Genomic DNA, 25,234 nt, shown 5'->3' with positions numbered 1-25,234 from the left:
CGGCTCGTTGTCGGAGGCGTGTGCCAAGGTAGAGGAGTGCGTCGCATCCATCCCGACATTCAGGACGATCCAGATATCCAGCAGGCCTACGCCTATCCGGCGGACCGGCCGTGGCTGCGCCTCAACATGGTCGCCAGCGCCGACGGGGCCGCCTGGCTGAAGGGCCTGTCAGGGGGGCTGTCCAGCCAGGGCGACCGGCGGATCTTCCGGATCCTGCGCGGGCTGGCCGACGTGGTCATGGCGGGCGCCGCGACCGTGCGTACCGAGGGGTACGGCGCGGTCAAACCACGCGACTCCTGGAAGGAGTTGCGGGGGGACCGGCCGCCGGCTCCGCCCCTCGCGGTGGTCACCCGCCGACTCGATCTCGATCTGGGCAGTCCGCTGTTCACCGAAGCCGTGAGCCGGACGATCGTCATCACCTGCGAGGCCGCGCCCGCCGAGCTCCGCGCCGAGGCCGCCCGGGTGGCCGACGTCGTCGTGGCGGGCGGCGACCAGGTCGACATGTCGGTGGCCGTACGCGAGCTGCACGAGCGCGGCCTGACGCGGATCCTGTGCGAGGGCGGCCCCCGGCTCAACGGGCAGCTAGCGACGGCCGACCTGATCGACGAGCTCTGCCTGTCGATCAGCCCGCTGCTGGTCGGGGGCGGGGCGGCGCGCATTCTCAACGGCGAGGCGGCACAGGTCGAGCTACGGCTCAGCCAGGTGCTGGAGGAGGAGGGGGTCCTCTTCTGCAAGTACACGAGGGAGTCGACGACATGACCGAACCCACCCAGCCGCCCACCGAGACACCGGTCGACCCGCCGATCGAGGCGGCGGCCCACCCGCCGATCGAGCCACCAGCCCACCCGCCCGTCGAGGCGCCGGTCGCCGAAGCGTCGGAACCGGAGCCGGTGCCTAATCTGCCGGTTCGGCCGCCGGTGGCGCCGATGCTGGCCAAGCCGGTCAAGAAGATGCCCGAGCAGGACGGCACGCTGTTCTACGAGCCGAAGTGGGACGGGTTCCGGTGCATCGTGTTCCGCGACGGTGACGAGGTCTATCTGGGCAGCCGCAACGAGCGGCCGTTCACCCGCTACTTTCCCGAGCTGGTCGAGGCCGTCAGGGCGGAGCTGCCGGACAGGTGCGTGGTCGACGGCGAGATCGTGCTGCCGCAGGGGTCGCAGCTCGACTTCGACGCGTTGCAGCAGCGCATCCATCCGGCCAAGTCGCGGGTCGCGATGCTGTCGGAGCGGACTCCCGCGTCGTTCGTGGCGTTCGACCTGCTGGCGCTGGGCGACGAGTCGCTGATGGAGGCGCCGTTCAGTGAGCGGCGGGCGCGGCTGGAGCAGATCTTCCCGGAGAAGGGCAGGTCAATCCGGCTGACCCCGGTCACGACCAACACCGAGCAGGCGGGCGAGTGGTTCGAGATGTTCGAGGGGGCCGGGCTCGACGGCATCATCGTCAAGCCCGGCGACCAGCCGTACATCCCCGACAAGCGCACGATGTTCAAGGTCAAGCACGAGCGCACCGCCGACGTGGTGGTGGCCGGTTACCGCGAGCACAAGACCGGGCCGATCGTGGGCTCGATCCTGCTCGGCCTCTACGGCGACGACGGCAGGCTGCATCACGTGGGCGTGGCGGCGTCGTTCCCGATGGCGCGCCGGGCCGAGCTGGTCGAGGAGCTCAAGCCGTACATCGCCGAGCTGGGCGAGCATCCCTGGGGCCACTGGGCCGAGCAGGCGGCGGCCACCGTCGGGCAGCCGGCGGCCGGGCCCGCCACCGGCGGGCAGCGGGTGCCCGGCGCGGTGTCGCGCTGGAACGCCAAAAAGGACCTGTCGTTCATCCCGCTCCGGCCGGAGCTGGTGATCGAGGTGGCTTATGACCAGATGGAAGGCGACAGGTTCCGGCACACCGCGCAGTGGCGGCGGTGGCGGCCGGACCGCACGCCGGAATCGTGTACGTACGAGCAGTTGGAGAGGCCGGTCTCGTACAACCTTGACGATATCCTTGCCCGATAGCCCTTTATCCCGTTATATCTCGACATATGAGTACCGGTGATGAGCTGCGGGCGGCGGTGGGCGCCCGGCGGGACCTCGGTCCCGATTTCGAGGATGCGATAGTCGAGTCGTTCCTCGACAAAATGGGGCAGGAGGTCGACCGGCGGGTCGACGAGCGGCTCGCCGCCGCAGATCCCAAGGGCAAGAAGGCCAAGCAGCAACTGCAGCGACCCGCCGACGGCCAACGGCTGGCTCTGGCGATCGTCTCGATGGCTCTCGGCACGCTCCTGACGTTGGCCGTGATCATGGGCCAGAAGGAGATGTGGGTGATCGCGCCGATCTGGTTCGCGATCATCGTCGTCAACGGGATCTTCTCCGGCAACGGCAAGGGCTGACCCAACCGCCCGGCCCCTCCTGGGCACAGGTCCCGCCCGGCCGTTCACGAGCGTTGGTCTCGCCGGGCCGATCCCGAGCGCAGGGCTCGCCCGGCCGATCCCGTGAGCCGATCCCGAGACGCCGGTCTGGGCGTGAAGGCCCCGGGAGGAGTGCAGGTCTCGGGGGGTGCCGGGTCCCAGGGGGTGCGGGTCTCGGGGAGCGCGGGTCCCAGGGGGTGCCGAGTCCGAGGGGGTGCGGCACCTGGGGCGCACGGCCCCAGGGCAGGTGCCGGTCCCAGGGGTGTGGGACTCGGGGGTGCTGGTCCCACGGTGGGGTGCTGGTCTCCGGGGGTGCAGGACGTGGGGGGCGCTGGTGGTCAGGTGAGCCAGATGAGGCCGGCGAAGCGGCCGCCTGGCTGCTCGCGCCGGTGGGAGTAGAGCTCCTGCGACTCGATCGTGCACCGGGCGTCGTGTCGTACGTCGGCGACGCCCGCCGTACGCAGCTGAGCCTCGATGCCCGCCCGCAGGTCCAGCGCGGGCGTGTCCCACGAGGTGGTCGACCAGGTTTCCGGCACCCGAGACGCGACCCGTTCGCGCAGGTCGGCGGGCACTTCGTAGCAGCGGCCGCATGCGCCGGGCCCGATCAGCGCCACCATCCGCGCGGGTGCCGCGCCCTTGGCCGTCATCGCCTCGACCAGGGCGGTCGCGATGCCCGCCTCGGTGCCCGGACGGCCGGAGTGGGCGGCGGCCACCATGCCCGCGACCGGGTCGGCGACGAGCACGGCCGGGCAGTCGGCGCCCAGGGAGGCGAGCGCCAGCCGCGGCTCGGTGGTGAAGACGCCGTCGAGCGGCGGCGCGTCGTCGCCGAACGGCTCACTGACGTAGGCGACGTCGGCGCTGTGGACCTGCCGCATGAACACGACGGCCCGCACACCCAGCTCGGCCGCGACACCCGCCCGGTTGGCGCGCACCGCCTCGGGGTCGTCACCGACCAGCCCGCCGAGATTGCGCGACGCGTATGGCGCGGCGCTCACGCCCCCGTGGCGATCGGTGATGGCGACGTGCACTCCGGGGGCCAGTTCCATACTCCGATCTTAGGCCCCGGCCGCCGACGACCGGCCTCCTGACGGGCCCGCCCGCCGAGCCGATGGCACCGCCCGCCGAGGCTCCACCGCTGGTGGTCCCATCAGTGTCCCTGCCAGTAGGGTTTGTGCTTGGCCCTTTCATGACGGATATGCCACCCCTGGCGGAGACCACCACGCTGCGCAGGCTCGTGGAGTACGCCGGCGCCTCGGGCGACTTCTACCAGCACGTGGGCCAGTGTTCCGGTGTTCACGCCGGGGTAAAGGCTCATATGGGAGGGCCCGTCAGGGCGCGAGGGTGTCCTGGTCTTTCAGGTTCGTCGGCAGCTTCACTTTTACTCATACGGGGTTGTTTCTGCTGCTCGATGTACTTTTGAGTACGGTGAGCGGCGCCCCGCCGACCGATCCGGTGAAAGAGGAACCAGACCAGAAATGTCCGCCCCAGAGGCATGTGCGTTACCGGGGCATGGACTTCCGCGACCGCCCGCACACGTGCCGCGGCCGGGTGGTCTCGACCGACGGAGAGCGGGCGGAGCTCGAACTGTGGGGCGAAGACGACCAGGGCCGCCGCACCACTCCCGGTCGCGCCGAGATCATCTATGAGGGGAACTAACCGATGACCACTCTTGCCGACCTGCACGCCCTGATGGCTCGCCTGGGACATCCGGTGGTGACCGCCCCCGCCCCCTCCGTCGCCCGGTTCGCGGACGGCGCTCCATACCGGTTCGAGATTCCCAGTGTGGAGGGGCCGGAGGTCCTGGAGGCCGTCGTCGCGGAGGGGGACCTCCTGAACGTACCGGTGCACCGGACCTCGCAGGGCAGCGGCGTGATGATGCTGTCGGACGCGGAGATCACCCGCATGGCGCGCATCGGCGCCGAGCGCGGCATCGAGATCAACCTGTTCCTCGGCCCGCGCGCCGCCTGGGACACCGGCGGCCAGGCCAAGGTGACCCAGGCGGTCGGCGCTGCGGCCAGGGGCAACGCGATGGTCGCCGCCTGCGTGGCCGATGCGCTGCGGGCGTGCGAGCTGGGCATCCGCAGCCTGCTCGTCGGCGATCTCGGCACGCTGGAGGTGCTCACGACGATGAAGGCCGACGGCGCGCTCCCGTCCTCCCTGGTGCTGAAGACCTCCGTACTCCTGCCGCTCACCAACGGCCCCACCGCCACGATCCTGGAACGGCTCGGCGCGAGCACGCTCAACGTCGGCACCGACCTGACCGTCCCGCACCTGTCCGAGATCCGCGCCGCCACCGGCCTGCCGATCGACCTGTATCTGGAAGTGCCCGATGACCAGGGCGGGTTCGTCCGCTTCTACGAGGCGGTGGAGATCGTCCGGGCGACGGCACCGGTCTACCTGAAAATGGGGCTGCGGAACGCGCCGAACATCTACCCGTCCGGCGCCCACCTCGGCGCCGTGCCCCGCGAGCTGGGCCGGGAGCGGGTACGCCGGGCGGCCCTGGTCCAGCGTTTGCTGGACCAACTCGACCCCGACCTCGCCAAGCGCCCCACCTCAGCCCAGCGCCCCTCGGACCTCGGCATCCCGCAGCCGTAGCGAGCTGAACCTAGGAGCGGCGCGGGCCACCCTCATCGCCCTTCACCTGCGCAAACGTTCTACTTTGCCCCACAGGCATGGGTGCGGCCCGTCCCGATGCTGGGTAGCTACTCTCTGAACATGAAGGAATGCACAAAGTAGCTAGCGAGGGATCCATGGGACTTCCACCGGGACGGTTCTCCATCTACCGGGGCACGGAGCTGCACCCCCAGAGTCGGCTGGACTTCGCGTACGGCACACAGCCCGCCCCCGACCACCCTTCACGCCTGGTGGACACCAAGTGGTTGTGCTGGGGCGCCGTCGAGTCCACCCAGGCGCGCTTCCGCGCGGTAGACGGCCAGGAAGAGGACGACGGCTGGAGCTGCCGAATGAAGATCGACGACGGCCCCTACGCCGACTACTGGCTGGACTCCAGCGACGGCTACGTCTGCGCCGTAGGCTCCTCCAGCCAGCGGTGGAGGTTCCTGGGCGGCGGCGACCAGTGCGAATGGTGGCAAGACGCACGGCCGGTAGTGATCAGCGACCACAAGCCCGCCTCCAACGTGGGCAGTGGCCGGCAACTGCGCGCCCAGCTCGGCGCCACCCCGCAGATGTACACCATCAGCCGGATCGACGGCTGAGCACCGGTCGACAAACCCCCGCCCATCGTGATCACAGCGGTTTCTGCGATCACGATGGGCACCCGGCCCACCGCGGTGCCCGCTAGCCCGCGCGAGGCAAGCAAGCATATGCTTGGCCACGTGGCTGACTATCGCAACTTGATCGGCGGCAAGCTCGTCCCGGCCGCCGACGGCAAGACCATGGACTCCGTCAATCCGGCCACCGGCGAGGTGTGGACCAGGATCCCGGCGAGCGGCCCCAAGGACGCCGAGGCGGCCGTGGCGGCGGCCCAGGAGGCGTTCCCCCGCTGGTCGGCCATGCCGGCGCTGGGCAGGGCGCACTTCCTGCGCAAGGTCTCCGAGCTCTTCGTCCAGCACGCCGAGGAGCTGGCCAGGCTGGAGACGCGCGACAACGGCAGGATCCTGCGCGACACCCTGAAGAAGGACCTGCCGGGCATGGCGCACCTGTGGCAGCTCGCCGCGGGCCAGTGCCTGGACGCGGTCAAGGGCGACACCGTCATCCTGGGGCCCGACGCCCTGGGCCTGACGCGGCGCGAGCCGTACGGCGTGGCCGTCTGCATCATCCCGTGGAACTCCCCCATCTCGACGTTCTCCGCGAAGGCCGCCTTCGCCCTCGCGGCCGGCAACACGGTCATCGTCAAGCCCGCCGAGCAGGCGAGCGTGTCGGTGTTGCGGCTGGGCGAGCTGCTGGCGGAGGTGTTCCCGCCCGGGGTGCTGAACATCGTCAGCGGCCTGGGCGAGGAGGTGGGCGACGCCCTCGTACGGCACCGGGGCGTCGGCAAGATCAGCCTCACCGGTTCGACGGCCACCGGCCAGGCCATCACCAGGGCCTCCGCCGACTCGCTCAAGCCGATGACCTTCGAACTAGGCGGCAAGTCGCCAAATATCGTCTTCCCTGATGCTGATCTGGAGGCGGCCGCCCAGGGCATCACCGTGAACTCCATCTTCACCGGCAACGCCGGGCAGGTCTGCGTGGCCGGTTCGCGGATCCTGGTCCACCGGTCCGTCTGGGACGAGGTGCTGGAGCGTACCCGGCGGATCGCGGAGAGCCTCATCCTGGACGACCCGCTCGACCTGGCGACCACGATGGGCCCGATCGTGTCGGCCGGCCAGTACGAGCGTGTCGTCTCCTACCTGGAGGTGGCCGAGAAGGAGGGCGCGGAGCTGGTGTTCGGCGGCCGGGCGGGCGCCGAGGTGGTGCCGCATCTGCCCGGCGGCTACTGGGTGGCGCCCACCCTCTACACGACCGGCGACAACGCGCTGCGCATCTGCCAGGAGGAGATCTTCGGACCCGTGGCGGTGGCGATCCCGTTCGAGACGGACGAGGAGGCGCTGACGATCGCCAACGACTCGCCGTACGGGCTGGCGGCCGGTCTGTGGACGCGTGACCTGCGCCGCGCCCACCGGTTCGTCCGCGATCTGCGGAGCGGGACGGTGTGGGTGAACACTTTCCGGCAGATGCCGCCGGGGCTGCCGTTCGGCGGCGTGAAGGACAGCGGCTACGGGCACGACTCGGTCCTCGAATACACCCGGGAAAAGGCGGCCATCATCCAGATTTAGTTAGATAGATTCCCATCATGAGCGAGGGGATCAACGAAAAGCCGGAGCTTTCCGAGGCTGCCGCACAGTCTCGGGCCTCGGTGCTGCGCAGCCGGGCCGAGTCGTACATCGCGCTGTCGAGACACGACGCCGCCATCGCCGATCTTACGGAGTCGATCGCGCTCGTGCCGGACAATGCCCGAGCCTGGCGGCTGCGGGGTGAGAGCCACCGGATCATCGAGCGCTATGAGGCCGCGCTGTCCGACTTCGACGAGGCGCTGCGGCTGGAGCCGGACAGCGGGTACGCCCTGGGCTCGCGCGGCCAGGCGTACGCCTCGCTCGGCCGCTTCGAGGAGGCCATGGCCGACTTCGAGCACGCGCTCACCCTCTCGCCCGAATCGCTGTGGATCCTGGAGGCGAAGGCGGACACCCTCGCCGATCTCGGCCGCCTGGACGAGGCGCTGGAGGAGCACGCGAAGATCATCGCCCTGAACGAGGAACTGGCGTACTCGTGGCTGGCCAGAGGCGAGCTCTACCAGCGCATGCACCTGTACACCGAGGCCATCGACGACTACACGCGGGCGCTGGAGGTGGAGCCCGAGTACGTACGGGCGTTCAGCAGGCGCGGCGAGGCCCTGCGCATGGTCGACCGCTACGACGAGGCCCTGGCCGACCTGAACCGGGCCATCGACCTTGACCCGGACAACGACCGGGCGCTGGGCAGCCGCGGGGCGGTGCTCAGCGAGATGGGCGACAACGAGGGCGCGGTGAAGGACCTGGACCGGGCGATCGAGCTGGACGGGGACTACATCTGGGCGTACCGGGTGCGGGGGGAGGTCCTGCAAGAGATGGAGCGGCACGAGGAGGCGGTGGCCGACTTCACCCGGGCACTGGACCTGGAGTTCGGTGACTCCTGAAAACCCCTTACTACCTGGACAGGTGCAGGGCGAGTTGGGTGCGGTCGCGTAGTCCCAGTTTGCGCAGCATGCTCGACACGTGGTTCTTCACCGTCCCCTCGGTGATGAACAGCCGGGCGGCGATCTCCCGGTTGGTCGCACCCACGGCGATCATCCTGGCCACCTCGAGTTCCCGGCTCGACAGGAGTTCCTGGCCGCGAAAGCGGCTCGGTTCGCGCGGCTGCCCGCGCAGCTCGGCCACGAGCCGGGCGGCCACGGGCCCGTCGAGCACGGTCTCGCCCTCGTACGCCTTGCGGATGCCGTCGATCAGCTCCTCGGGCGAGCAGTCCTTCAGCAGGTAGCCGCAGGCTCCGGCGCGCAGGGTGCCGAAGATGTACGCGTCCTCCTCGAAGGTGCTGAGCACCAGCGCGGCGACGCTCGGGTGCTCGGCGGCGAGCCGGGCGGTCAGCTCGACCCCGTCCATCCGCGGCATCCTGGCGTCGACGAGCACCACATCGGGGGCGCAACCCGGCACGGCGGCCAGTGCCTCCCTGCCGTCGGCGGCCTCGCCCACCACCTCGATCCCGTCCTCGATCTCCAGCAGTTTGCGCAGTCCGCGGCGCATGAGCTCCTGGTCGTCCACGAGCAGTATGCGGATCATGGCCGGGCCACCGGCACCTCGGCCCGCAGCTCGAACCCGCCGTCGCGGGCGTTGGCCGCCAGGAAGCTACCGCCGACCGACCGCACCCGCTCGGCCAGCGAGGACAGGCCGAACCCGGCCGCGCGCGCCGCGCCCTTGCCGTCATCGTCGATCGTCAGCACCACCCGATCCTCGCCGAAGTTCAGGTGGGCACGCACCCGGCGGGCTTCGGCGTGCCGCAGCGCGTTGGTGAGCCCTTCCTGGAGTACGCGGTAGAGGACCAGCTCGGAGTCGGGGTCGATGCGGCGTTCGTGCCCGTCGACCGTGAAGCCGACCTCGATGCCGGTGCCCTCGAAGGACCGGGCCAGCTGGCCGAGCGCGGCGCTGCCGAGCCGGCCGTCCAGCGCGAGGGGGCGCAGCGCGCGCACCCAGCGCCGCGCCTCGGCCAGCGCCCGCACGGTCATCTCCTTGGCCTGGCGTACCTCCTCCCAGATCAGTTCCGGACGCCGTTCCCGGTAGCGTTCGGCGTTCTCCAGGTTGATCTTGATCACGGTGAGCTGGTGCCCGATCGAGTCGTGCATGTCCCTGGCCATCCGGGCGCGTTCCTCGGCCACCGCCAGCTCCCTGATCCGCTCGATCAGCCGCTGCGCCGCCGCTCGCTGCCGCCCGGCCTCGAGCAGGGCGGAGGTCATGGCCAGCGAGAAGACGGCGAGCAGCGTCATCGGCATGACCTGGTCGAGCGCTTCGCGCCAGGTGGCGCCGAGCAGCATCAGGATGAACCCGCCGACGGAGAGCAGGTAGATCGCCGTGATCACGATGGCGCGGCGCATGTCGTACACGAAGGCGAGGTTCACCATCGCGACGAACACCAGCGCGGTGTGCCACCCGCTCAGGAACTGACCGACGAACAAGATCGCCACCAGGAGCCCTGGGGCGGCCAGCTTGCGCACGGGGCTCGCGTCGGGGCTCCACGGCATGATCAGCCAGAGCACCGCCACCAGCGCCATCAGAGCGGCGAAGACCCCGAGGCGCGGCCATGCGACTGGGGATCCGATGGCGGGTCCGACTGAGGATCCGACGCCGCCGACCAGGACCGTCGCGAAGACCGACCAGAACACCACCGACAGCAGGGCAGGCCGACCGGGGTCGCGAAACATCACATCTGGGGACCCTACGCGGCTACCCGCCCCCGGACATCCCCCCAGCGACACGGTACTTCGGTCACGCCCGGATCTACCCCATGCTCGATGTGCGCGCTGACGAGTGCGCTTTAGCGTGCCGCCATGCGAATCCTCGGTGCTGTTCTTGTCACGATCGCGATGCTGTTCGCGGCCACGTTCGGAGTCATCGCGATCAGCAACGTCCTGTTCGACGGCTCCCAAGCCCTGGCGCCGTTGATCACGGTGCTGGTGCTCCTCCTCCTGTACGTCTATCGGCGCTTCGTGAGCCACCGCCCGTGGTCCGGCCTCGGGATGACCTTGACCTGGCGGGCCCTGCCTCAGGCGCTGCTCGGCATGGCGGTGGGCCTGGCCGCCCTGCTCGCGGCCAACGCGGTCTCCGTCTGGGCGGGCGCGGCGACGTGGCAACCGCCGGCGATCGAGTCGCCCCTCATGCTCCCTGTCGCCATCGTCCTGATCATGCTGAGAGCCTCGTTCCCGGAGGAGCTGCTGTTCCGCGGCCATCTGTACGACACGCTGTCCGACCGGCTCAGCCCCCGCGCCGTTCTGGCGATCACCACGCTGTCCTTCGGCGCGATCCACATCCTGTCGAGCAGCCCCGCCTCGGGGATCGCGGAGAAGATCCTCTATGTCGTACAGGCCACCGCGCTCGGGCTGCTGTGCGGGGCGGCCCGGGCGCGAACGGGAGCGGTGTGGATGGCTGTGGGCGTACATACCTCGATCTACCTGAGCAGCGGCGCGTTCCCCACCCAAGAGATCAACTATGGGGTGCAACTCGCCCTTCAGACCGCCGCCCTCGTCCTGACCGCCGTCTTGGTGCTCAGATTCCCGAGCGGCCGCGACCGGGTGTCCGGTCCTGCGCGGGCGGGATCGGACGCCCTTTCCTAGAGGCGCCCGATTGCACGGGGACGGTCCGGCTCCTGCGGCACCTTCACCAATCCACCTCCCTCAAGAGGTTCGCCGCACTCCGCGCAGACGATCCGCGTCTGCACCTCGGCACCGCACGTGTGCAGGAACCGCGGTGCGGGCGGCGGGTTCCGCAGGTGCCGGATGCCCCATTCCCGGAGCCCGATCAGCACCGGCTCCAGCGCCTGCCCCGCTGCCGTCAGGTGGTACTCGGAGCGGGGAGGGCGGTCCTGATACGGGCGGCGCTCCAGGATCTCCGCGGCCTCCAGTGACCTCAGTCGCTTGGTGAGAACGTCCCGGGGCGCTCCGGTGTTGGCGCGGATGTCGGCGTAGCGCCGGACGCCCATGAACACCTCACGCAATACCAGGAGCGACCAGCGCTCTCCTACCAGGTCGAGGGTCCCGGCGATAGGGCAGGCACGTGGCTGGACATCGGTCACACCGCGAGCCTAGTCGGTTTGTTTTGCGAACTCACTACGCCTAACATCGGCGGCACCGCATCGCAGGTCCGGAGGGCATTCGATGAACCCCAGACACGCCGGAACCGGCCCACTCCTCGTCACGATCTTCGTCTTTCCTGGAGCCCGGCTGCTGGACGTGACCGGTCCGATCGAGGTGTTCACTTCGGCGAACGAATTCGGCGGCCACTACCGGCTGAACCTCGTGTCGGCCGACGGCAACGAGGTGACGACCTCGGCAGGCACCCGGCTCAGCGTCGACATGGCCGTCAAGGACGCGCACGAGACCAGCGACGTCCTGGTGATACCCGGAGGTCCGGGCTGGGACCAGCTGATCAAGGACGACGCGCTGCTGGACATGGTGCGCAGGCTCGACGCGAACTCTCGTCGCACTGTTTCCGTCTGCACCGGCGCCTTCCTGCTGGCCGCCGCCGGCCTCCTGGACGGCCGTCGCGCCGCCACCCACTGGCGCCACTCACGGGATCTCGCCCTGCGTTTCCCCGCCGTCCAGGTCGAGTCCGACGCGATCTTCGTCCAGGACGGGAAGGTGATGACCTCGGCCGGGGTGAGCGCGGGCATCGACCTCTCACTGGCTCTCGTGGAACAGCACTGTGGAGCCGAAGTGGCCCGCGCGGTGGCCAAGGACATGGTGGTCTTCATGCAACGGCCCGGCGGGCAGTCCCAGTTCAGCGTGCGCGCCCGTGCTCCGCACACTCGCCAGGAGATGCTCCGCCGGGTGCTCGACGCCGTCGTGGAAGATCCCGGCGCCACCCACACGCTGTCCACCATGGCGCGCAGAGCCGGCATCAGCTCCCGCCACGTGACCCGGCTCTTCTACGACGAGATGGGCACGACACCGGCCCGGTACGTGGAGCAGATCCGGCTGGAAGCGGCGCAGGCGATGCTGGAGACCGGCGACGATCCCATGGCGGTGATCGCCCGCCGCACCGGGTTCGGCTCCGCGGAGTCACTACGCAGAGCGTTCGTACGCAATCTCAAGGTGACTCCAGGCGTGTTCCGGGCGCGTTTCCACACCACCGGAGTGGCGGACCCGCTCCGTTGAATGTCCTGATGTGAGGGCGTTGTGGCACACGCTGCTATCCGCCCGGGACGAGCGGCCGCCATACCGTGATGCCAACGAGCCGACGGACTTGGCCGCGGCCCGCGATGTGCTGGGCTGGGGCCCTCCGGTCGGCCGGTTCACGACGGTGATTCCCCAGACGGAGAAAGAGGCGTTCTACGCCGTGACACCCCACCCCAGCAATGCCCGAGCCATCCCTGCCGAGGGCGACGTGGACCCGGGGCTCTCCCCGCCGCCCATAGGTCGTGCGCTGCTCGCCCCCAGCTGGTTCGCGGCCGTCATGGGCACCGGTATCGTCGCCAACGCGGCGGTCACCCTGCCCCGAAGCTTTCCTGGGCTGCTGGTCGCCGCCACGGTGGTCTGGTCGGGGGCCGGCCTGCTGCTCGTCGTGCTGACGGTCGGCTACGTCTGGCAGCGGGCGCTGCGCCTGCACGCCGCGGATCCGGTGCACGCTCAATTCTTCGGCGCGCCGGCCGTGGCGCTGCTCACGGTAGGTGCCGGGGCACTGCGACTCGGTCAGCCGGTGATCGGGGCGCGGGCCGCGCTGGAGGTGGACTGGGCGCTGTGGTCGCTCGGCACCGCACTCGGTCTCGCCACCGCCTGTACGGTGCCGTACCTGATGGTCACCCGGCACCGCTTCGCACCGGACGCGGCGTTCGGTGGCTGGCTGATGCCGGTGGTACCACCGTTGGTCTCGGCCACGACGGGCGCGCTGCTCGTCCCGCACACGCCTGCCGGGCAGGCGCGGCTGGCCCTGCTGCTGGGCTGCTACGCGATGTTCGGGCTCGGCCTGGTGGCGGTACTGCTGGTGCTGGCCATGGTCTACAGCCGCCTGGTGCACCATGACGCGCCCACTGGTGCGATGGTCCCCACGGTGTGGATCGGCCTGGGGGCGCTGGGCCAGATCGTGACAGGGCTGGGGACGCTGGCCACCGCGACGCCGAGCGCGCTGCCCATGTCGTACGCGCACGGCGCGGAGGTCGTCGCGCTGCTGTGCGGAGTCGGGGTGTGGGGCTTCGCCATGCTGTGGCTCGCGCTCGCCGCGGCGCTGACCGTACGGGAGTTCCGAGCGGGGCTGCCCTTCGCCGTCACCTGGTGGTCTTTCATCTTCCCGCTCGGTGCCTGCGTCACCGGCACCGGCGCCCTCGCTGCCCGTACCGGCTCGCAGATCTTCGTCTGGGTCGCCGTCGTCCTCTACGCGCTACTCGTCGCCGCGTGGGTCGTGGTGGCCTGCCGCTCACTGCGCCACGCGGCCGCGCACGCGGGCAGGCCGGAGAGGCGGGCGTGATCACGGGTGACCGTGATCGTCGAGGTGGTCGTGGCCCGGGTGGCGTCGGGCCAGGGTATGTGCGCGGGTGGTGACCTCCTCGGCGGACACGGTGCCTTGGCCGACGAGCACATCCTGCAGGGCGTCCAGCCAGTGCTGGTAGTAGTTCCAGCGCTCGTCCTTCTCCCAGGCTGAGATGCGGGCGATCAGGGCGGCCCGGAACTGCGGCCAGGTGAACACGCCCGCCTCGTACAGGGTGACGGCCATGCCGAAGGCGCGGCTCTGCCACGGCTCGACGAAGACCAGCTCGCCGTTGGAGCGGGGCGGTGCGGCCGGCCCCTCGGCGTCCAGCGGGGTGGTCATGGCGCTTTGACCTTCGAGCGGGGTGGTCATGGCGCCTTGACCTTGGCCACGCCGACCATCGCGTCCCGGGTCACCAGCGGCACGAGCTGTTCCTCCGACAGGTGCTCGGTGCCGGCCGGGCGTTCGGGCAGCACCAGCCAGCGCACTTCGCTGGTGGAGTCGCGGACGGTGATCCGTACGTCCTCGGCGAGTTCGAGCCCCATCTCCGACAGCACCGTACGCGGCTCTTTGACCATGCGCGCCCGGTAGGCCGGATCCTTGTACCAGCTCGGCGGCAGGCCGAGCACCGGCCACGGGTAACACGAGCACAACGTGCAGACCACCACGTTGTGGGTGGTCGCGGTGTTCTCCACGACGACGATGTGCTCGCCCTGCGGCCCGCCGAAGCCCAGCTCCTTGATGGCCGCGGTGCCATCGGCGAGCAGCCGTCGCCGGTACCGCGGGTCGGTCCACGCCTTGGCGACCACCTTGGCGCCATTGAGCGGGCCCACGCTGGTCTCGTAGTTGGCGATGATCCCGTCCATCGCCTTCGGGTCGATCAGGCCCCGCTCGGTGAGCAGTTGCTCGAGCGCTTCGGTACGCAGCGCCGCGGGGAGACGTCCGCCGGTGGTCATGAGAGTGCCTCCAGGTAGCTCTCGTACAGCTCCGCGGTGAGCGTGAAGGGTTCGGCGTCGGCGCCCCACAACTCCCGTGAGTCGAAGCGCACCGAATAGACGTGCTGGGGGTTCTCGCCCAGGAAGTGCGCGTTGGTGTCCGGCAGCAGCGCGGCGGGCTGGATGAACTCGACAACGCCGGTATGTCCGCGTACGTACGCCGGCAACCTGGTGTGCCCGGGCGGTGACATGTCCTTGGCGCGTACCCGCTCGCCGACGGCGAAGGCCGGCGGGACGTCCACCGAACGGAGCGAGCCCGCAGCGGTCGGCGTGTAGTCGGGCTTCGCGGGTTCGGGGATCGGTGGTTCCTCAACGTGTTCGCCGCGCAGGTTGCGAGCGCGGGCGTCGATCGCGGCCGACGCGAGGATGGCGCTGTCGGTGAGCATCAGCTCCGAGGCGTTGAGCCAGCGGCCGAAGTAGCCGTCGTCGAGGTAGGCGGCTCGGCCCAGGCGCTCTTGCGCATGCCGGAAGGCGTCCACGTTTCGCCCGGACACCCGGATGGACAGCAGCGTCAGCGCGAACGCCCTCCCCTGCCAGGGCTCCTTGAAGACCGGCTCATCGCCTCTCGGCGGATGGGTGGGTCCCCAGCCCTCGGTGCCCCCCATATCGGCGATCCCATCCACGCAATCACCCCCATATACCTACATAGCGGGACATATACCCAGGCGGTCAGTGGGTGATGTGGAAGGTGAGCCGCCTTTCGGTCTCTCCGGCGGGGACGGTGTGGACGTAGACGCAGACGACGCTGTTGTCACCGACCTTCTCGCCGATGCCGATGCCGGCGGGGCGGCGGTGAGGGCGGCCACCAGGCCGGCGGCCGCGCACAGGGGTTGTTCACCGATGCGGCGGCCGGCGTAGCGCGACGCCGACTGTGCGTGATCCGTTGCCTCTGACCTCTGGAGATCGACACACCGGGCTTCTAGATTCGGTCGCATGGGGATCGGGCTGACCGAGGAACACCGGGCGCTGGCCGCCTCCGTACGCGGGCAGGCCGAGCGGGACACCAGCCACCGGGCGCTGGCCGAGCAGGGGGTGCTCGGGCTGCACCTGCCCGAGGAGTACGGCGGTCAGGGCTACGGGCTGCTGGAGCTGGCCGTGGCGCTGGAGGTGCTCGGTGAGCGGCGCGTGCCCGGCGCCTACCTGCCGACCGTGCTCGCCTCGGCGGTGCTCGCGCGGTCCCGGGGGCCGAAGGACCTGCTCGGCGGCCTCGCCGACGGGTCGCTCAGCGCGGCGGTCGCCCTGCACGGTACGGCCGACGGCGACACGCTGCTCGCCCTGGGCTCCCCCAAGGCCGACGTCTTCCTGCTGCCGATCGGGGACGGGGAGTGGTCGCTGTTCGAGTGGCAGGACGTCACCGCCGAGCCGTTCGAGAGCGTGGACCTCGACCGGGCCGTGTGCTCGATCGTGGGGTTCACCGGGACGCGGAAGCGGCCGCTCGGTGTCGTGCCGGTGCGCGAGGTGGCCGCCGTGCTGCTGGGCGCGGACTCGTGCGGGGTGGCGGCGTGGGCCGTGGCGACGGCCGCCGAGTACGCCAAGGTGCGCGAGCAGTTCGGGCGGCCGATCGGGCAGTTCCAGGGGGTCAAGCACCGGGTGGCGGCGGCGCTGGTGGCGCTGGAGCAGGCACGCGCCGCCGTCTGGGACGCGGCCAGGGCTCTGGACGAGGCGGTCCCCGCCGCGCCGACCCTCGGCCGTACGCGGGTCACGGTCGGATCGGCCGCGAGTCGTACCGGACCGTGGATGGTCGGCGATGAGGCGCGGCTGACGGTCGGGGTGGCGGCGGTGCTGGGGCCCGATGCGGCCGTACGGTGTACCGCCGACGCGATCCAGGTCCTCGGCGGCATCGGCTACACCTACGAGCACGACGCGCATCGCTACTACCGCCGGGCCCTGTCCGACAGGATGCTGGCCAACGATCCGGGCGTGTGGGCCGAGAAGGTGGCCGAGTTGGCCGCCGCGGGGGTGCGGCGGCGCATGGAGCCCGATCTGCCCGAGGAGGCGGCGAAGGTACGCGACACGATCTGGGCCGAGGCGGCGTCTCTGCGGGCGTTGGAGCGAGAGGCCAGGCTGGGGAGGTTCGCCCGGGAAGGGTGGATCATGCCCTACCTCCCGAAGCCGTGGGGCCGGGCCGCGTCACCGCTGGAGCAGGTGATCATCCACCAGGAGTTCCGCGACCTCGGCCGCCCGAACCTCGGCATAGCGGCGTGGGCCGTGCCCTCCATCGTCAAGTACGGCACCCCCGAACAGGCCGAACGCTTCCTGCCCAGGACGTTCACCGGCGAGATCGTGTGGTGCCAGCTCTTCAGCGAGCCGGGCGCGGGCTCCGACCTGGCGGGCCTGTCGACGAAGGCGACCCGGGTGGAGGGCGGCTGGTCCCTGACGGGCCAGAAGATCTGGACATCCCTCGCCCAGTACGCACATTTCGGGATATGTCTGGCGAGGACTTCCCCCTCAAAACCCAAGCATGAGGGCATCACCTACTTCCTGGTGGACATGGCCACGCCGGGCATCACCATCAGGCCGCTCAAGGAGATCAACGGCGAGGAGATCTTCAACGAGGTGTTCCTGGATGACGTGTTCGTACCCGATGACCTGGTGGTCGGCGAGGTCGACGGCGGCTGGCGCGTGGCCCGCGACACGCTCTCGCATGAACGGGTCGCGCTCGGCGACTCCTGGGGCCCCGGCTCCCAGCACACCGACATGATCGAACTCGTCGGCAAGCTGCCCGACCTGCGGCAGTCCCAGCGCGAACAGGCGGGCCGCCTCTGGGCGGAAGGCCAGGCCATCTCGGCGCTCGGCCTGCGCGTGACGCTCTCCCAGCTCTCGGGCACCGACCCGGGTACGGCCCCCAGCGTGCGCAAACTCCTCGGCATGCGCCACGCCCAGGCCGTCTCCGAATACTGCTGGTCACTCGACCCGTCGAACGCCCGCTGGTCACGGACGATCCTGACCACCAGGGCGTTCACCATCGGCGGCGGCACCGCCGAGGTCCAGCTGAACATCATCGCCGAACGCGCCCTCGGCCTGCCCCGCGATCCTTAGCTTTTGAGATGGTACGGCGCCGCGAGGTGGGCGAACACGATGGTGTTGTCGCGATAGCTGTGGGCCTGCCGGTCAAAGGTCCCCCCGCAGGTCACCAGCCGTAGCCCCGGATAGTCGATCTTCCCGTACACCTTCTTGGTGGGGAAGCTCTTCTTCGGCGTGTGCTCGACCCGGTCCACCACGAACACGGCCACGGACCGGTCGGCCCGCAGCACCTGCACCTGCTCGCCGCGCTTGACGTTCTTGAGCCTCGCGAACACGGCCGGGCCGCTCTTCGTGTCGAGATGGCCGGTGATCACGGCGGCGCCGCGCCCGCCGGGGACGGCGCCGTAGCGGTACCAGCCGGCGAGGTTCGGCGGGTCGAAGGGCGGGTTCTGGATGGCCCCGGCGGCGTCGAGGCCGAGTTCCATGAGCGGCGCCGACACGCCGATCGAGGGGATGTAGACGGCCGTGGGCCGCGCGGCCTTCATCGGCTTGGCGACCTTGCCGAGCGGCACGTTCAGGGACGGCAGGCTGGTGGCCTTGAGCGCGTGGGGCACCTGGGGTCCGGCGGCCGCCACGGATTCGGACGCGCCGTCGCCGAGCATGCCGTTGATCCCGAACCCGATCAGCAGCACCCCGGCCAGCGACACCACACCCGCCCCGGCCCAGATCAGCTTCGAGCCAGCCACCGTCTCACCGCCCCGCTTCCCATGCCATCGGCCGCTTCAGCGTTGGGCGGCCTGCGCGATCTCCTCCGCGTCCGTGTCGCCCTTGCCGCGCCGCACGGCGAACCCGGTCAGCCCGGCCCCGGCCAGCAGCGCGACCCCACCCGCCGCGAACGGCCACACCGGCGGCTCAGGCACCAGCCCGCCACCGCCCGTCTCGGGATGGCCCTGCGGCATCCGGTGCTCTTCTTCGTCGGCCGGTTTCCACGGCCGGTCGGGCTCCTTCGAGGGCGCCGGCTCATCGGGCGGCGGCGACCACGAGTCGTCCGTCGTGGGCGCGCTGGACCAGCTGTCGAGCGGGTTGGGGATGGGCAGGTCGGGCACCGCGAGCGACGGCTGGACCTCGCACGGCAGGATGGGCAGCAGGCAGGTGGCGCCCGCGTTCGGCTCGTCCTGCGTGGTGGCCGAAGCGGTTCCGATGCCCGCCACCATGCTCACGCCCCCGACCACGAAGGCCGCCAAGGCTCCGGCGGCTGCGAGACGTCGCGCTCTTGTCATTACAAGGCTCCCGAATCGGTTGTCACGCCCCGAGATAGAAGGAGAGCCTTGCGAATTATTAGACCATGAGTCAAGTAATGTGACCGAAGTGAAATCAGTCACTTACTCTGCGTTTTCTCCCTCCCAGTAAAACCGCAGGAGCGACCTACAGGCAGTGACCGCAGCCCGAACGGGACCACGACCGCGCCCACCGCGCTCATATCCGTCGGATCAACGAGCGGAAGCGGCTTCGCGATTGATACTTGACGAACGAGAGCAAGTACTTGCTATTGTTCGTCAAGTGAGTACGGGCGAGCACGTCGCGTTGGCTGGTGAGCTGGTCAGACTGATCGAGCGGCGGATCGTCGATCCGCTGGAGATCCTGTTCGGCTCGGACGAACAGGTGGGTCCGGTCAGAGGTCGATTGCGGATCGAGGCCGAGGTTTGGGCCGCGCAGTTGCTGGGACCCGACGACCGGCTCGCGGTTCATACGGCAGCGCGGCTGATCGCGGCGGTCTTTCCCGGAGACGGTCCGTTCGATCCACCCGACGAGTGGTGGCGCACGGCCTTTGGCCGGACGGTGGCCAGACGTGTGGGCCACCCGGGCAAGACCGCGGTGCCGTTCGCCACGGCGGGGGCGATGCTGGGCATCACCCGACAGGGCGTTCACGACCTCGTCAAACGCGCCAAGCTCGACCGGCATCCCGACGGCGGGGTGACCACAGAATCCATACACGAACGACTGAACCAACCTCAGGAGCGTTATGCCGCACGACGTGACCATCACTGAACACGAAATACCCCTCGCCGCGCGGGACTTAGGCGGGGACGGCGAACCCGTGCTTCTTCTCCACGGGCTCGGCGGCACCCTGGAAGCCTGGGACGCGCTGGAGCTTGGAGACCACCGGGCCGTGGCCATGGATCTGCGGGGCCACGGCCTGTCCGGCGATGGGCCATGGGAGTGGGAAAGAGTTCTGGACGACATCGAGGTCGTGGTGCGGCGTTTCGACCTCGGCAACCCGGCAATAGTCGGGCACTCGCTGGGCGGAATGCTCGCCGTACTTTGGGCCCGGCGCCATCCCGGATGCCCGGGCATCGTCAACCTGGACGGATTGCGATCCGCCGAGAACGACCCGGACAACTATCCGGGGATGGATCCGGCCGCAAGGGACCAGGAACTGGCGAAACTCAAGGCCATGTTCGACGCGCAGGCCGCGAACATGGGCCGACCGCTGTCCGCCGAGTTCCAGGCGATGTTCTCCACGAGGGCTCTCACCGAGAAGGACGGGAACACCTACGCCCGGCCCAGCGCGGCACTCCTCGAAGCGGTGCGATACACGCCGGAGTTCCGCGACACGATTCCGCTGCTGCGTCAGGTCACCTGTGCCGCGCTGGTGGTGATTCCGACCCAGGACCCGCCGGGGATGTCGGGCGGGGAATTGATGGAAGCCTTCAGAAGGGGGGTGCGCCGGGACCTCGCTGACGTGCCGTCCAATATTCAGGTCAAAGAGCTGGATGCCAGCCACAATATGCTCGCCGAGCAGCCGAAGGCGGTCGCCGCGCTCGTAACGGACTTCCTCACGGCGAACAGCCCGGGCAGCGCCTCATCAGCGTGAATCCGAATGCCCCGTGCTCGCGCCGGCAGATCAGTCTTGCTCGCTGTCCCTGGCCTTGCTCGGCTGTACGCGCTTGGGCTCGCCGGGCATCTTCGGGTAGTTCGGGGGATAGGGCATGTCGCCGCGTTCGTCGCTTTCGTAGCGGTCGAGCAGGGCTTCAATCGAGTACGCCTGGTCGTCGATGGCGGCGTGGACGTCGCCCAGCTTGGCGAAGCGGGCCGGGACCGTGCGGATGTCGAAGTCGCGCGGGTCGGCGTCCGCCAGCTCGTCCCAGGTGAGCGGGGTGGAGACGGTGGCGTCCGGCCTGGCCCTGACGGAGTAGGCGCTGGCTATGGTGCGGTCGCGGGCGTTCTGGTTGAAGTCGATGAAGACCCGTTCGCCGCGTTCCTCCTTCCACCAGGCGGTCGTGACCAGGCTGGGATCCCGAGCCTCGATGGCTCTGGCCAGGGCGATGCCCGCGTACCGTACCTGAACGAAGTCCCAGCGCGGCTCGATCCGCACGGCGATGTGCACGCCGCGGTTGCCCGAGGTCTTCACGAACCCGGTCATCCCCAGCTCGTCCAGCACCTCGCGGGTCAGGAACGCGGCCTTCCGCGCGGCGTCGAACTCCAGGCCGGGCTGCGGGTCGAGGTCGATGCGCAGCTCGTCGGGGTGCTCGGTGTCGGCGGCGCGCACCTGCCAGGGGTGGAAGTCGATGGTGCCGAGGTTGGCGCAGTAGGCGATGGCGGCCACTTCGGTGACGCGCAGGGAGTCGGCCTTGCGCCCGCTGGGGAACGTGACGGTCACGGTCTCGAGCCAGTCGGGATGCTTGGGCGGCATCCGCTTCTGGTAGATCGCCGGGCTGTGCACGCCGTCGGGGTGACGTTTCAGGTTGGTCGGCCGATCCTTGAGTGAGCGCAAGGCGCCGTCGCCGACGCTCACGTAGTACTCGACCAGCTCGCGCTTGGTCGCCCCGATCTCCGGGAAATACACCTTGTCGGGATTTGTGACCTTAACGGTCCGCTCCCCCACCTCAATCTCAACAAACGGTGACGCCATGCCCCCAACCTAACGCGCCTCCGGTGGAGATCGCCTGCGCGCCGTACCTCATTCTCTTGACGATCTTGTACGGCAGGCACGGTGAGCCCCACCCACCCACACCGGGCCGAGACCTGTTCAGGGAAACGCTCCTCCGGTCGAGCCGATCACGATCTTCAGCGGCGGCCAGCCGCGCGGGATCGTTGACCGTGCGCGGGTCGTCGAACAACTCCCGGTTCCACACCTTCAGCTCGTCGATGTCACCGGCGAAGTTCTCGATGAAGGTGTTGTGCCACTGGACACGGCCCACCTGCAGCGCGCCGGTCGCGTCCCACGAGGCGTAGGGGAAGGCAGCGGTCTAAAACTGACGATCATCGTTGACACCTGGGTCTCCGACGCACTACGGAGATCCACATGTTGAAGTTATGGTGGTGGAGATCCACGGACGGCACCCGGCTGCGCTGGAGTATGACCGCGAGTGACTTAGGGACTGAGGCGAGCAATGAAGAAAGGGCTGGCAGCAGGCGACGTGGTTTTGATCGAACCGGGATCCATCGGCCTCTTCATGGCGCTGCGCTGATCATTCTTTCAGACGGAGTTGAACGTAATGCAGATGTACCACCCCAAGCTGATCGCGCCGATACGGAGAGTGGGACGGCGAGAATTCGATCTAGCACGACACATAGTCGTGATGGGCATTGTGAATCGCACCCCCAACTCGGGCCTGGATCCGAATCGGTCGATGGAGCTTGGCGAGACGATTGCGACGGCGGAGCGGGCGCTACGGGATGGCGCGGAATGGCTTGATGTAGGGGGCCGGGCTTTCCGCTCTGATCAGCCACCGTTGTCGGGGGCGGAAGAGATAGACCGAGTGGTGCCGGTAATCAAGGGCATTCGGGAGAAGAGCGACGCCGTGATCAGCGTGGACACTCACCTGCCGGAGGTCGCGGAGGCGGCCTACAAAGCGGGGGCCGATGTGATCAATGACACGAACGGGCTCCGTTCGCCGGGGATGGCGAGCCTTATCGCCGAGACAGGGATGAGCGTTGTCATTACCCACAGCATCGGCGGGCCGGGGGAGGTGGTAGCGAGCCCCCAATATGGAGATGTCGTCAGCGAGGTGACAGAATTCCTTCGTCAACGGGCGGACGCCGCGGTTGGACATGGCATCAAACCGGAGAAGATCTTCATCGATCCGGGGCACGACCTGAACAAGAACACCGAGCACTCGAACACGATAACCCGCCGCCTGGGAGAGATCGCGGCGATCGGATATCCCGTACTCGTGGCGTGCAGCAACAAGCATTTCATTCGGGAAAGCCTCGGGGTGGAACGAGACAGCGAAGCACTGAAGGCAGGAACGATCGCGGCGAACACGATGTGCGTTCATCAGGGCGCGCGGGTCGTGCGAGTCCATGATGTCGCCGGGAATGTCACCGCGATGAGAGCGGCGGAATCACTGCTCGGTTTGGCGTAAATCTGTGCGATGGGAGCCAAGCCGTCCGCCCAATGCGTAGCGCCCGAAGGGCGAGCGTCCGGCGAGTTGGGCCGGCGACTTGGCGGACGCTTGCTGAGGTGCGCGGCCGGTGCGTGGGCTCGGCGAGTCCAGCGGGCCAACGGCACGCAGTGCGGCGCCCAGCCCGTGGGGTCTCCCAAAAGCCTTGAAAGCGAGATGACGCGGCGGCGCTCAGCTCGGGAAACTTGCTCCAGGGCGCGCTACCACGATGCCGTTCGCGCCGGTCACCTTCGACCACATCTCGGTTACGCCGTACGTGTGCCAGGGACCCCCGCCCTTTACGGCGACTGGGGCTGACCGTGGGTGCCGTAAAGAGACCAATGATGTTGATGGTGGTATGAGGTGGTCCGGCCCGGAGCGGGCGCGGTGGCGGGACCGGCGCTCGACGGGACGGACCAAAAGATCACTCGCCACCGTTCCGGGCGCTGGCGCGCCACCCGGCCGGTCTTCGGATCGCCGGCGGCGCCAGCACGGGCGTGGGCTGTGCCGCGCAGGCGATCCGGCGAGTGATCTCACCTCTGGGCAGGAGGTGATGACACCCCCTTGTCGTCAAAGACGCAAATTGGCCCCAGAAGGGATGCTTCACCCAATGGAGATCTCTTTTTGCCGGATCTCGTACGCTGGAAGCATGGAAAAGGTGGTCAAGAGCGATGCCGAGTGGCGGATCCAGCTCTCTCCCGACGAGTTCCACGTCCTCAGGGAGGCGGGCACCGAGCGTCCGTTTACCGGCGAGTACGTCGATACCAAGACCGAGGGGGTCTACTCCTGCCGGGCGTGCGGGGCCGAGTTGTTCCGGTCGGACACGAAGTTCGAGTCGCACTGCGGGTGGCCGAGCTTCTTCCAGCCGTCGGATTCGGACGCGGTGCGGCTGATCGAGGACGCCAGCCACGGCATGGTGCGTACCGAGGTGCGCTGCGCGCGGTGCGACTCTCATCTGGGGCACGTCTTCCACGGCGAGGGGTACGCCACGCCCACGGACGACCGTTATTGCATCAACTCCGTGTCCTTGCGGCTCGAACCCAGCGCGTGAACGACCGGCGACACCGCGTATCGAGCGCGTGGAGCGGGTAAGTACTCCGCTGTGAATCTTGTTCATCTTCGTCACCGCTGGCACACGATCGAGGCCATCGGCCGCGTCGTGACCCAGCGGTGCGAAGTGTGCTTCAAGACCCGCACGCGCGTGCGCTAGCTCTCCCTGCGACCAGGGACGAGCACGAGTTCGGTCATGTCCACAGCGCCGCCACGTGGGCGACGAGGGCGGTGCCCTGGGCGTAGCCGGCCTCGGCGCTGGCGCCCCGCACGGCGGGGTCGAGAGGGTCGGCGCCGACCGCCGCCTGTGACGCCTCGTCGGGCTCGATCACCTCGACCTTCCCGCCCGTCACCGCGGGCTCGGGGCCGAGTTCGGGCATCGGGGCGAGGATGAGGATCCGGTCGTACCCGGAGGCGAGGTCGGCGTTGCTCATCGAGCGCATGCCGCCGTCGATGTAACGCACGCCGTCGATCGTCACCGGCGGCCAGACGACCGGGATCGCGCAGCTCGCCGCGACCGCGTCGACCAGCGCCACGCCCGAGCCGGGCCCGAACAGGGCGGGCTCGCCCGTGACCGCGTCCACGGCCACGATGACGAGGTCGCGTTCCGGCCAGGTGTGGACGGGCAGGCGCGCCTCGATCACCCGGCGGCGTTCGGGCTCGCCGACGGTGTCGGCGGCCAGGGCCAGCGCGCCGAACCTGCGCCGCTGCTCGGCCGGATCCTCCGTACTCTCGTAGACCTCCTGCATGGTCGCCCACAGATGGTCCATGGGGACGCCGCTCGGGAGTTCGGGGGCCTGGAGGGCGGGGTTGGTCTGGCGTTCGAGGAGGTCGGGCAGCGACAGGCCGCTGGTGACCTGCGCGGCGACGACGGACCCCGCCGAGGTGCCGATGACCTTGTCGGCGGAGGCGGCCACGTCCACTCCCCCGGCGGCCAGGCCGACCAGCACACCGGTGGTCCACGCGATCCCGGCGACCCCGCCGCCGCCCATCACCAGTGCCCGTTTGATCTCGCTCATATGAAGGCCCCTCGCTCGCTATCGAAGACGATGTAATCCCCAACCGGCCGCGAGCCGATCGTCTTCCTGGTGGGGACAGCAGGGTTACCACGATGGTTTCCCGAATGGTTCGTCACGCGACCGTCTCAATCCCTGCGGCGGTCTGTGGTGGCTGGGGTCCCAAAGGAGGCCTGCCCCTCCTGGGGAGCGAAAGACGACGGTCCGTCGTAGCAAAGGTTCCCAGGGGAAAGAC

General features: G+C 69.3%; 29 protein-coding genes. 16 read left to right on the top strand and 13 right to left on the bottom strand.

The genetic code is table 11. The features are described from left to right. Positions 1-36 precede the first annotated feature (36 nt). The 3 genes from AB0B64_RS07140 to AB0B64_RS07130 are packed head-to-tail and all read left to right on the top strand — an operon-like array spanning position 37 to position 2,368. Entirely contained in the window at positions 37-759 is a 723-nt protein-coding gene (locus AB0B64_RS07140) for a pyrimidine reductase family protein (RefSeq protein ID WP_357941064.1), read from the top strand. Then, positions 756-1,994: an ATP-dependent DNA ligase gene (locus AB0B64_RS07135; protein ID WP_357941062.1), complete on the top strand. Its 1,239-nt coding sequence runs from the start codon at positions 756-758 to the stop codon at positions 1,992-1,994. Before AB0B64_RS07140 ends, AB0B64_RS07135 begins: the two co-directional genes overlap by 4 nt. A gap of 26 nt (positions 1,995-2,020) precedes the next feature. Next, positions 2,021-2,368: a hypothetical protein gene (locus tag AB0B64_RS07130; RefSeq protein ID WP_357941060.1), complete on the top strand. Its 348-nt coding sequence runs from the start codon at positions 2,021-2,023 to the stop codon at positions 2,366-2,368. A gap of 356 nt (positions 2,369-2,724) precedes the next feature. On the opposite strand, the gene pgeF is transcribed toward AB0B64_RS07130, so the two are convergent. Beyond that, entirely contained in the window at positions 2,725-3,432 is a 708-nt protein-coding gene (pgeF, locus tag AB0B64_RS07125; RefSeq protein ID WP_358175353.1) for a peptidoglycan editing factor PgeF, read from the bottom strand. 463 nt (positions 3,433-3,895) lie between these two features. Here pgeF and AB0B64_RS07120 point away from each other — a divergent pair, with 463 nt between their 5' ends. The 5 genes from AB0B64_RS07120 to AB0B64_RS07100 all read left to right on the top strand — a co-directional run bounded on the left by AB0B64_RS07120 (position 3,896) and on the right by AB0B64_RS07100 (position 8,057). Beyond that, positions 3,896-4,042 (top strand): hypothetical protein, encoded by a 147-nt coding sequence (locus tag AB0B64_RS07120; protein WP_358175351.1) that lies wholly within the window; start codon positions 3,896-3,898, stop codon positions 4,040-4,042. Between the two features lie 3 nt (positions 4,043-4,045). Beyond that, a complete protein-coding gene (locus tag AB0B64_RS07115; RefSeq protein ID WP_358175348.1) occupies positions 4,046-4,981 on the top strand; it encodes a hypothetical protein in 936 nt (311 codons plus the stop codon). 155 nt (positions 4,982-5,136) lie between these two features. Next, a complete protein-coding gene (locus AB0B64_RS07110; protein WP_357941052.1) occupies positions 5,137-5,601 on the top strand; it encodes a hypothetical protein in 465 nt (154 codons plus the stop codon). 120 nt (positions 5,602-5,721) lie between these two features. Next, positions 5,722-7,161 (top strand): aldehyde dehydrogenase family protein, encoded by a 1,440-nt coding sequence (locus AB0B64_RS07105; protein WP_358175346.1) that lies wholly within the window; start codon positions 5,722-5,724, stop codon positions 7,159-7,161. Between the two features lie 17 nt (positions 7,162-7,178). Next, positions 7,179-8,057 (top strand): tetratricopeptide repeat protein, encoded by an 879-nt coding sequence (locus AB0B64_RS07100; RefSeq protein ID WP_357941048.1) that lies wholly within the window; start codon positions 7,179-7,181, stop codon positions 8,055-8,057. Between the two features lie 10 nt (positions 8,058-8,067). On the opposite strand, the gene AB0B64_RS07095 is transcribed toward AB0B64_RS07100, so the two are convergent. Next, positions 8,068-8,697, bottom strand: a complete 630-nt coding sequence (locus AB0B64_RS07095) for a response regulator transcription factor (protein WP_358175343.1) — start codon at positions 8,695-8,697, stop codon at positions 8,068-8,070. Next, positions 8,694-9,833: a sensor histidine kinase gene (locus AB0B64_RS07090; RefSeq protein ID WP_358175972.1), complete on the bottom strand. Its 1,140-nt coding sequence runs from the start codon at positions 9,831-9,833 to the stop codon at positions 8,694-8,696. The genes AB0B64_RS07095 and AB0B64_RS07090 overlap by 4 nt, the downstream gene beginning before the upstream one ends. A 126-nt stretch (positions 9,834-9,959) precedes the next feature. Between AB0B64_RS07090 and AB0B64_RS07085 the strand changes: the two genes are divergently transcribed. After that, positions 9,960-10,742, top strand: a complete 783-nt coding sequence (locus AB0B64_RS07085) for a type II CAAX endopeptidase family protein (protein ID WP_358175340.1) — start codon at positions 9,960-9,962, stop codon at positions 10,740-10,742. On the opposite strand, the gene AB0B64_RS07080 is transcribed toward AB0B64_RS07085, so the two are convergent. Next, positions 10,739-11,200, bottom strand: a complete 462-nt coding sequence (locus AB0B64_RS07080; protein ID WP_357941042.1) for a helix-turn-helix domain-containing protein — start codon at positions 11,198-11,200, stop codon at positions 10,739-10,741. The two genes, AB0B64_RS07085 and AB0B64_RS07080, sit on opposite strands and share 4 nt — an antisense overlap. An 82-nt stretch (positions 11,201-11,282) precedes the next feature. On the opposite strand from AB0B64_RS07080, the gene AB0B64_RS07075 reads away from it, so the two are divergent. Both AB0B64_RS07075 and AB0B64_RS07070 read left to right on the top strand, forming a co-directional pair. After that, on the top strand, positions 11,283-12,281 hold the full coding sequence (locus tag AB0B64_RS07075) for a GlxA family transcriptional regulator (protein ID WP_357941040.1): 999 nt from the start codon (positions 11,283-11,285) through the stop codon (positions 12,279-12,281). Positions 12,282-12,369: 88 nt separating this feature from the next. After that, entirely contained in the window at positions 12,370-13,587 is a 1,218-nt protein-coding gene (locus AB0B64_RS07070) for a TDT family transporter (protein WP_358175337.1), read from the top strand. On the opposite strand, the gene AB0B64_RS07065 is transcribed toward AB0B64_RS07070, so the two are convergent. Genes AB0B64_RS07065 through AB0B64_RS07050 form a run of 4 tightly spaced genes read right to left on the bottom strand, consistent with a single transcriptional unit; the run spans position 13,588 to position 15,407 of the window. Beyond that, complete coding sequence (locus AB0B64_RS07065) at positions 13,588-13,929, bottom strand: nitrile hydratase accessory protein (RefSeq protein WP_358175334.1); 342 nt, start codon at positions 13,927-13,929, stop codon at positions 13,588-13,590. 26 nt (positions 13,930-13,955) lie between these two features. Further along, positions 13,956-14,543 carry a nitrile hydratase subunit alpha gene (gene nthA, locus AB0B64_RS07060; RefSeq protein ID WP_358175331.1) on the bottom strand — a complete coding sequence of 196 codons (588 nt, stop codon included), beginning with the start codon at positions 14,541-14,543 and terminating at the stop codon, positions 13,956-13,958. Then, complete coding sequence (gene nthB, locus AB0B64_RS07055; RefSeq protein WP_357941032.1) at positions 14,540-15,205, bottom strand: nitrile hydratase subunit beta; 666 nt, start codon at positions 15,203-15,205, stop codon at positions 14,540-14,542. Before nthB ends, nthA begins: the two co-directional genes overlap by 4 nt. Positions 15,206-15,251: 46 nt before the next feature. Next, complete coding sequence (locus AB0B64_RS07050) at positions 15,252-15,407, bottom strand: hypothetical protein (protein WP_358175328.1); 156 nt, start codon at positions 15,405-15,407, stop codon at positions 15,252-15,254. A 108-nt stretch (positions 15,408-15,515) separates the two neighbouring features. Between AB0B64_RS07050 and AB0B64_RS07045 the strand changes: the two genes are divergently transcribed. Next, positions 15,516-17,621: an acyl-CoA dehydrogenase gene (locus AB0B64_RS07045; protein ID WP_358175325.1), complete on the top strand. Its 2,106-nt coding sequence runs from the start codon at positions 15,516-15,518 to the stop codon at positions 17,619-17,621. On the opposite strand, the gene AB0B64_RS07040 is transcribed toward AB0B64_RS07045, so the two are convergent. Continuing rightward, positions 17,618-18,292: a class F sortase gene (locus AB0B64_RS07040; RefSeq protein ID WP_358175322.1), complete on the bottom strand. Its 675-nt coding sequence runs from the start codon at positions 18,290-18,292 to the stop codon at positions 17,618-17,620. The two genes, AB0B64_RS07045 and AB0B64_RS07040, sit on opposite strands and share 4 nt — an antisense overlap. Positions 18,293-18,328: 36 nt before the next feature. Continuing rightward, positions 18,329-18,826 (bottom strand): hypothetical protein, encoded by a 498-nt coding sequence (locus AB0B64_RS07035; protein ID WP_357941027.1) that lies wholly within the window; start codon positions 18,824-18,826, stop codon positions 18,329-18,331. A gap of 280 nt (positions 18,827-19,106) precedes the next feature. Between AB0B64_RS07035 and AB0B64_RS07030 the strand changes: the two genes are divergently transcribed. Together AB0B64_RS07030 and AB0B64_RS07025 are read left to right on the top strand one after the other, a co-directional pair. Further along, complete coding sequence (locus AB0B64_RS07030) at positions 19,107-19,595, top strand: hypothetical protein (RefSeq protein WP_358175319.1); 489 nt, start codon at positions 19,107-19,109, stop codon at positions 19,593-19,595. After that, positions 19,570-20,421 carry an alpha/beta hydrolase gene (locus AB0B64_RS07025; RefSeq protein ID WP_357941022.1) on the top strand — a complete coding sequence of 284 codons (852 nt, stop codon included), beginning with the start codon at positions 19,570-19,572 and terminating at the stop codon, positions 20,419-20,421. The genes AB0B64_RS07030 and AB0B64_RS07025 overlap by 26 nt, the downstream gene beginning before the upstream one ends. 30 nt (positions 20,422-20,451) lie before the next feature. On the opposite strand, the gene ligD is transcribed toward AB0B64_RS07025, so the two are convergent. Both ligD and AB0B64_RS07015 read right to left on the bottom strand, forming a co-directional pair. Next, positions 20,452-21,459, bottom strand: coding sequence for a non-homologous end-joining DNA ligase (gene ligD / locus AB0B64_RS07020; protein WP_357941020.1), 1,008 nt, complete (start codon positions 21,457-21,459; stop codon positions 20,452-20,454). After that, complete coding sequence (locus AB0B64_RS07015; protein ID WP_357941018.1) at positions 21,440-21,748, bottom strand: hypothetical protein; 309 nt, start codon at positions 21,746-21,748, stop codon at positions 21,440-21,442. The genes ligD and AB0B64_RS07015 overlap by 20 nt, the downstream gene beginning before the upstream one ends. Positions 21,749-22,051: 303 nt before the next feature. Between AB0B64_RS07015 and folP the strand changes: the two genes are divergently transcribed. Both folP and msrB read left to right on the top strand, forming a co-directional pair. Beyond that, positions 22,052-22,915, top strand: a complete 864-nt coding sequence (folP, locus tag AB0B64_RS07010; RefSeq protein WP_357941016.1) for a dihydropteroate synthase — start codon at positions 22,052-22,054, stop codon at positions 22,913-22,915. A gap of 667 nt (positions 22,916-23,582) precedes the next feature. Then, a complete protein-coding gene (gene msrB, locus AB0B64_RS07005) occupies positions 23,583-23,984 on the top strand; it encodes a peptide-methionine (R)-S-oxide reductase MsrB (RefSeq protein ID WP_225289313.1) in 402 nt (133 codons plus the stop codon). Positions 23,985-24,177: 193 nt separating this feature from the next. On the opposite strand, the gene AB0B64_RS07000 is transcribed toward msrB, so the two are convergent. Beyond that, positions 24,178-25,002: a patatin-like phospholipase family protein gene (locus AB0B64_RS07000; protein WP_357941014.1), complete on the bottom strand. Its 825-nt coding sequence runs from the start codon at positions 25,000-25,002 to the stop codon at positions 24,178-24,180. Positions 25,003-25,234 lie beyond the last annotated feature (232 nt).

The organism is Nonomuraea sp. NPDC049129, assembly GCF_040648495.1.
In the GTDB taxonomy this organism is placed as follows: Bacteria; Actinomycetota; Actinomycetes; order Streptosporangiales; family Streptosporangiaceae; genus Nonomuraea.
Note: the sequence above shows the minus strand (reverse complement) of the source record. Positions and strands in the feature narration are given on the sequence as shown.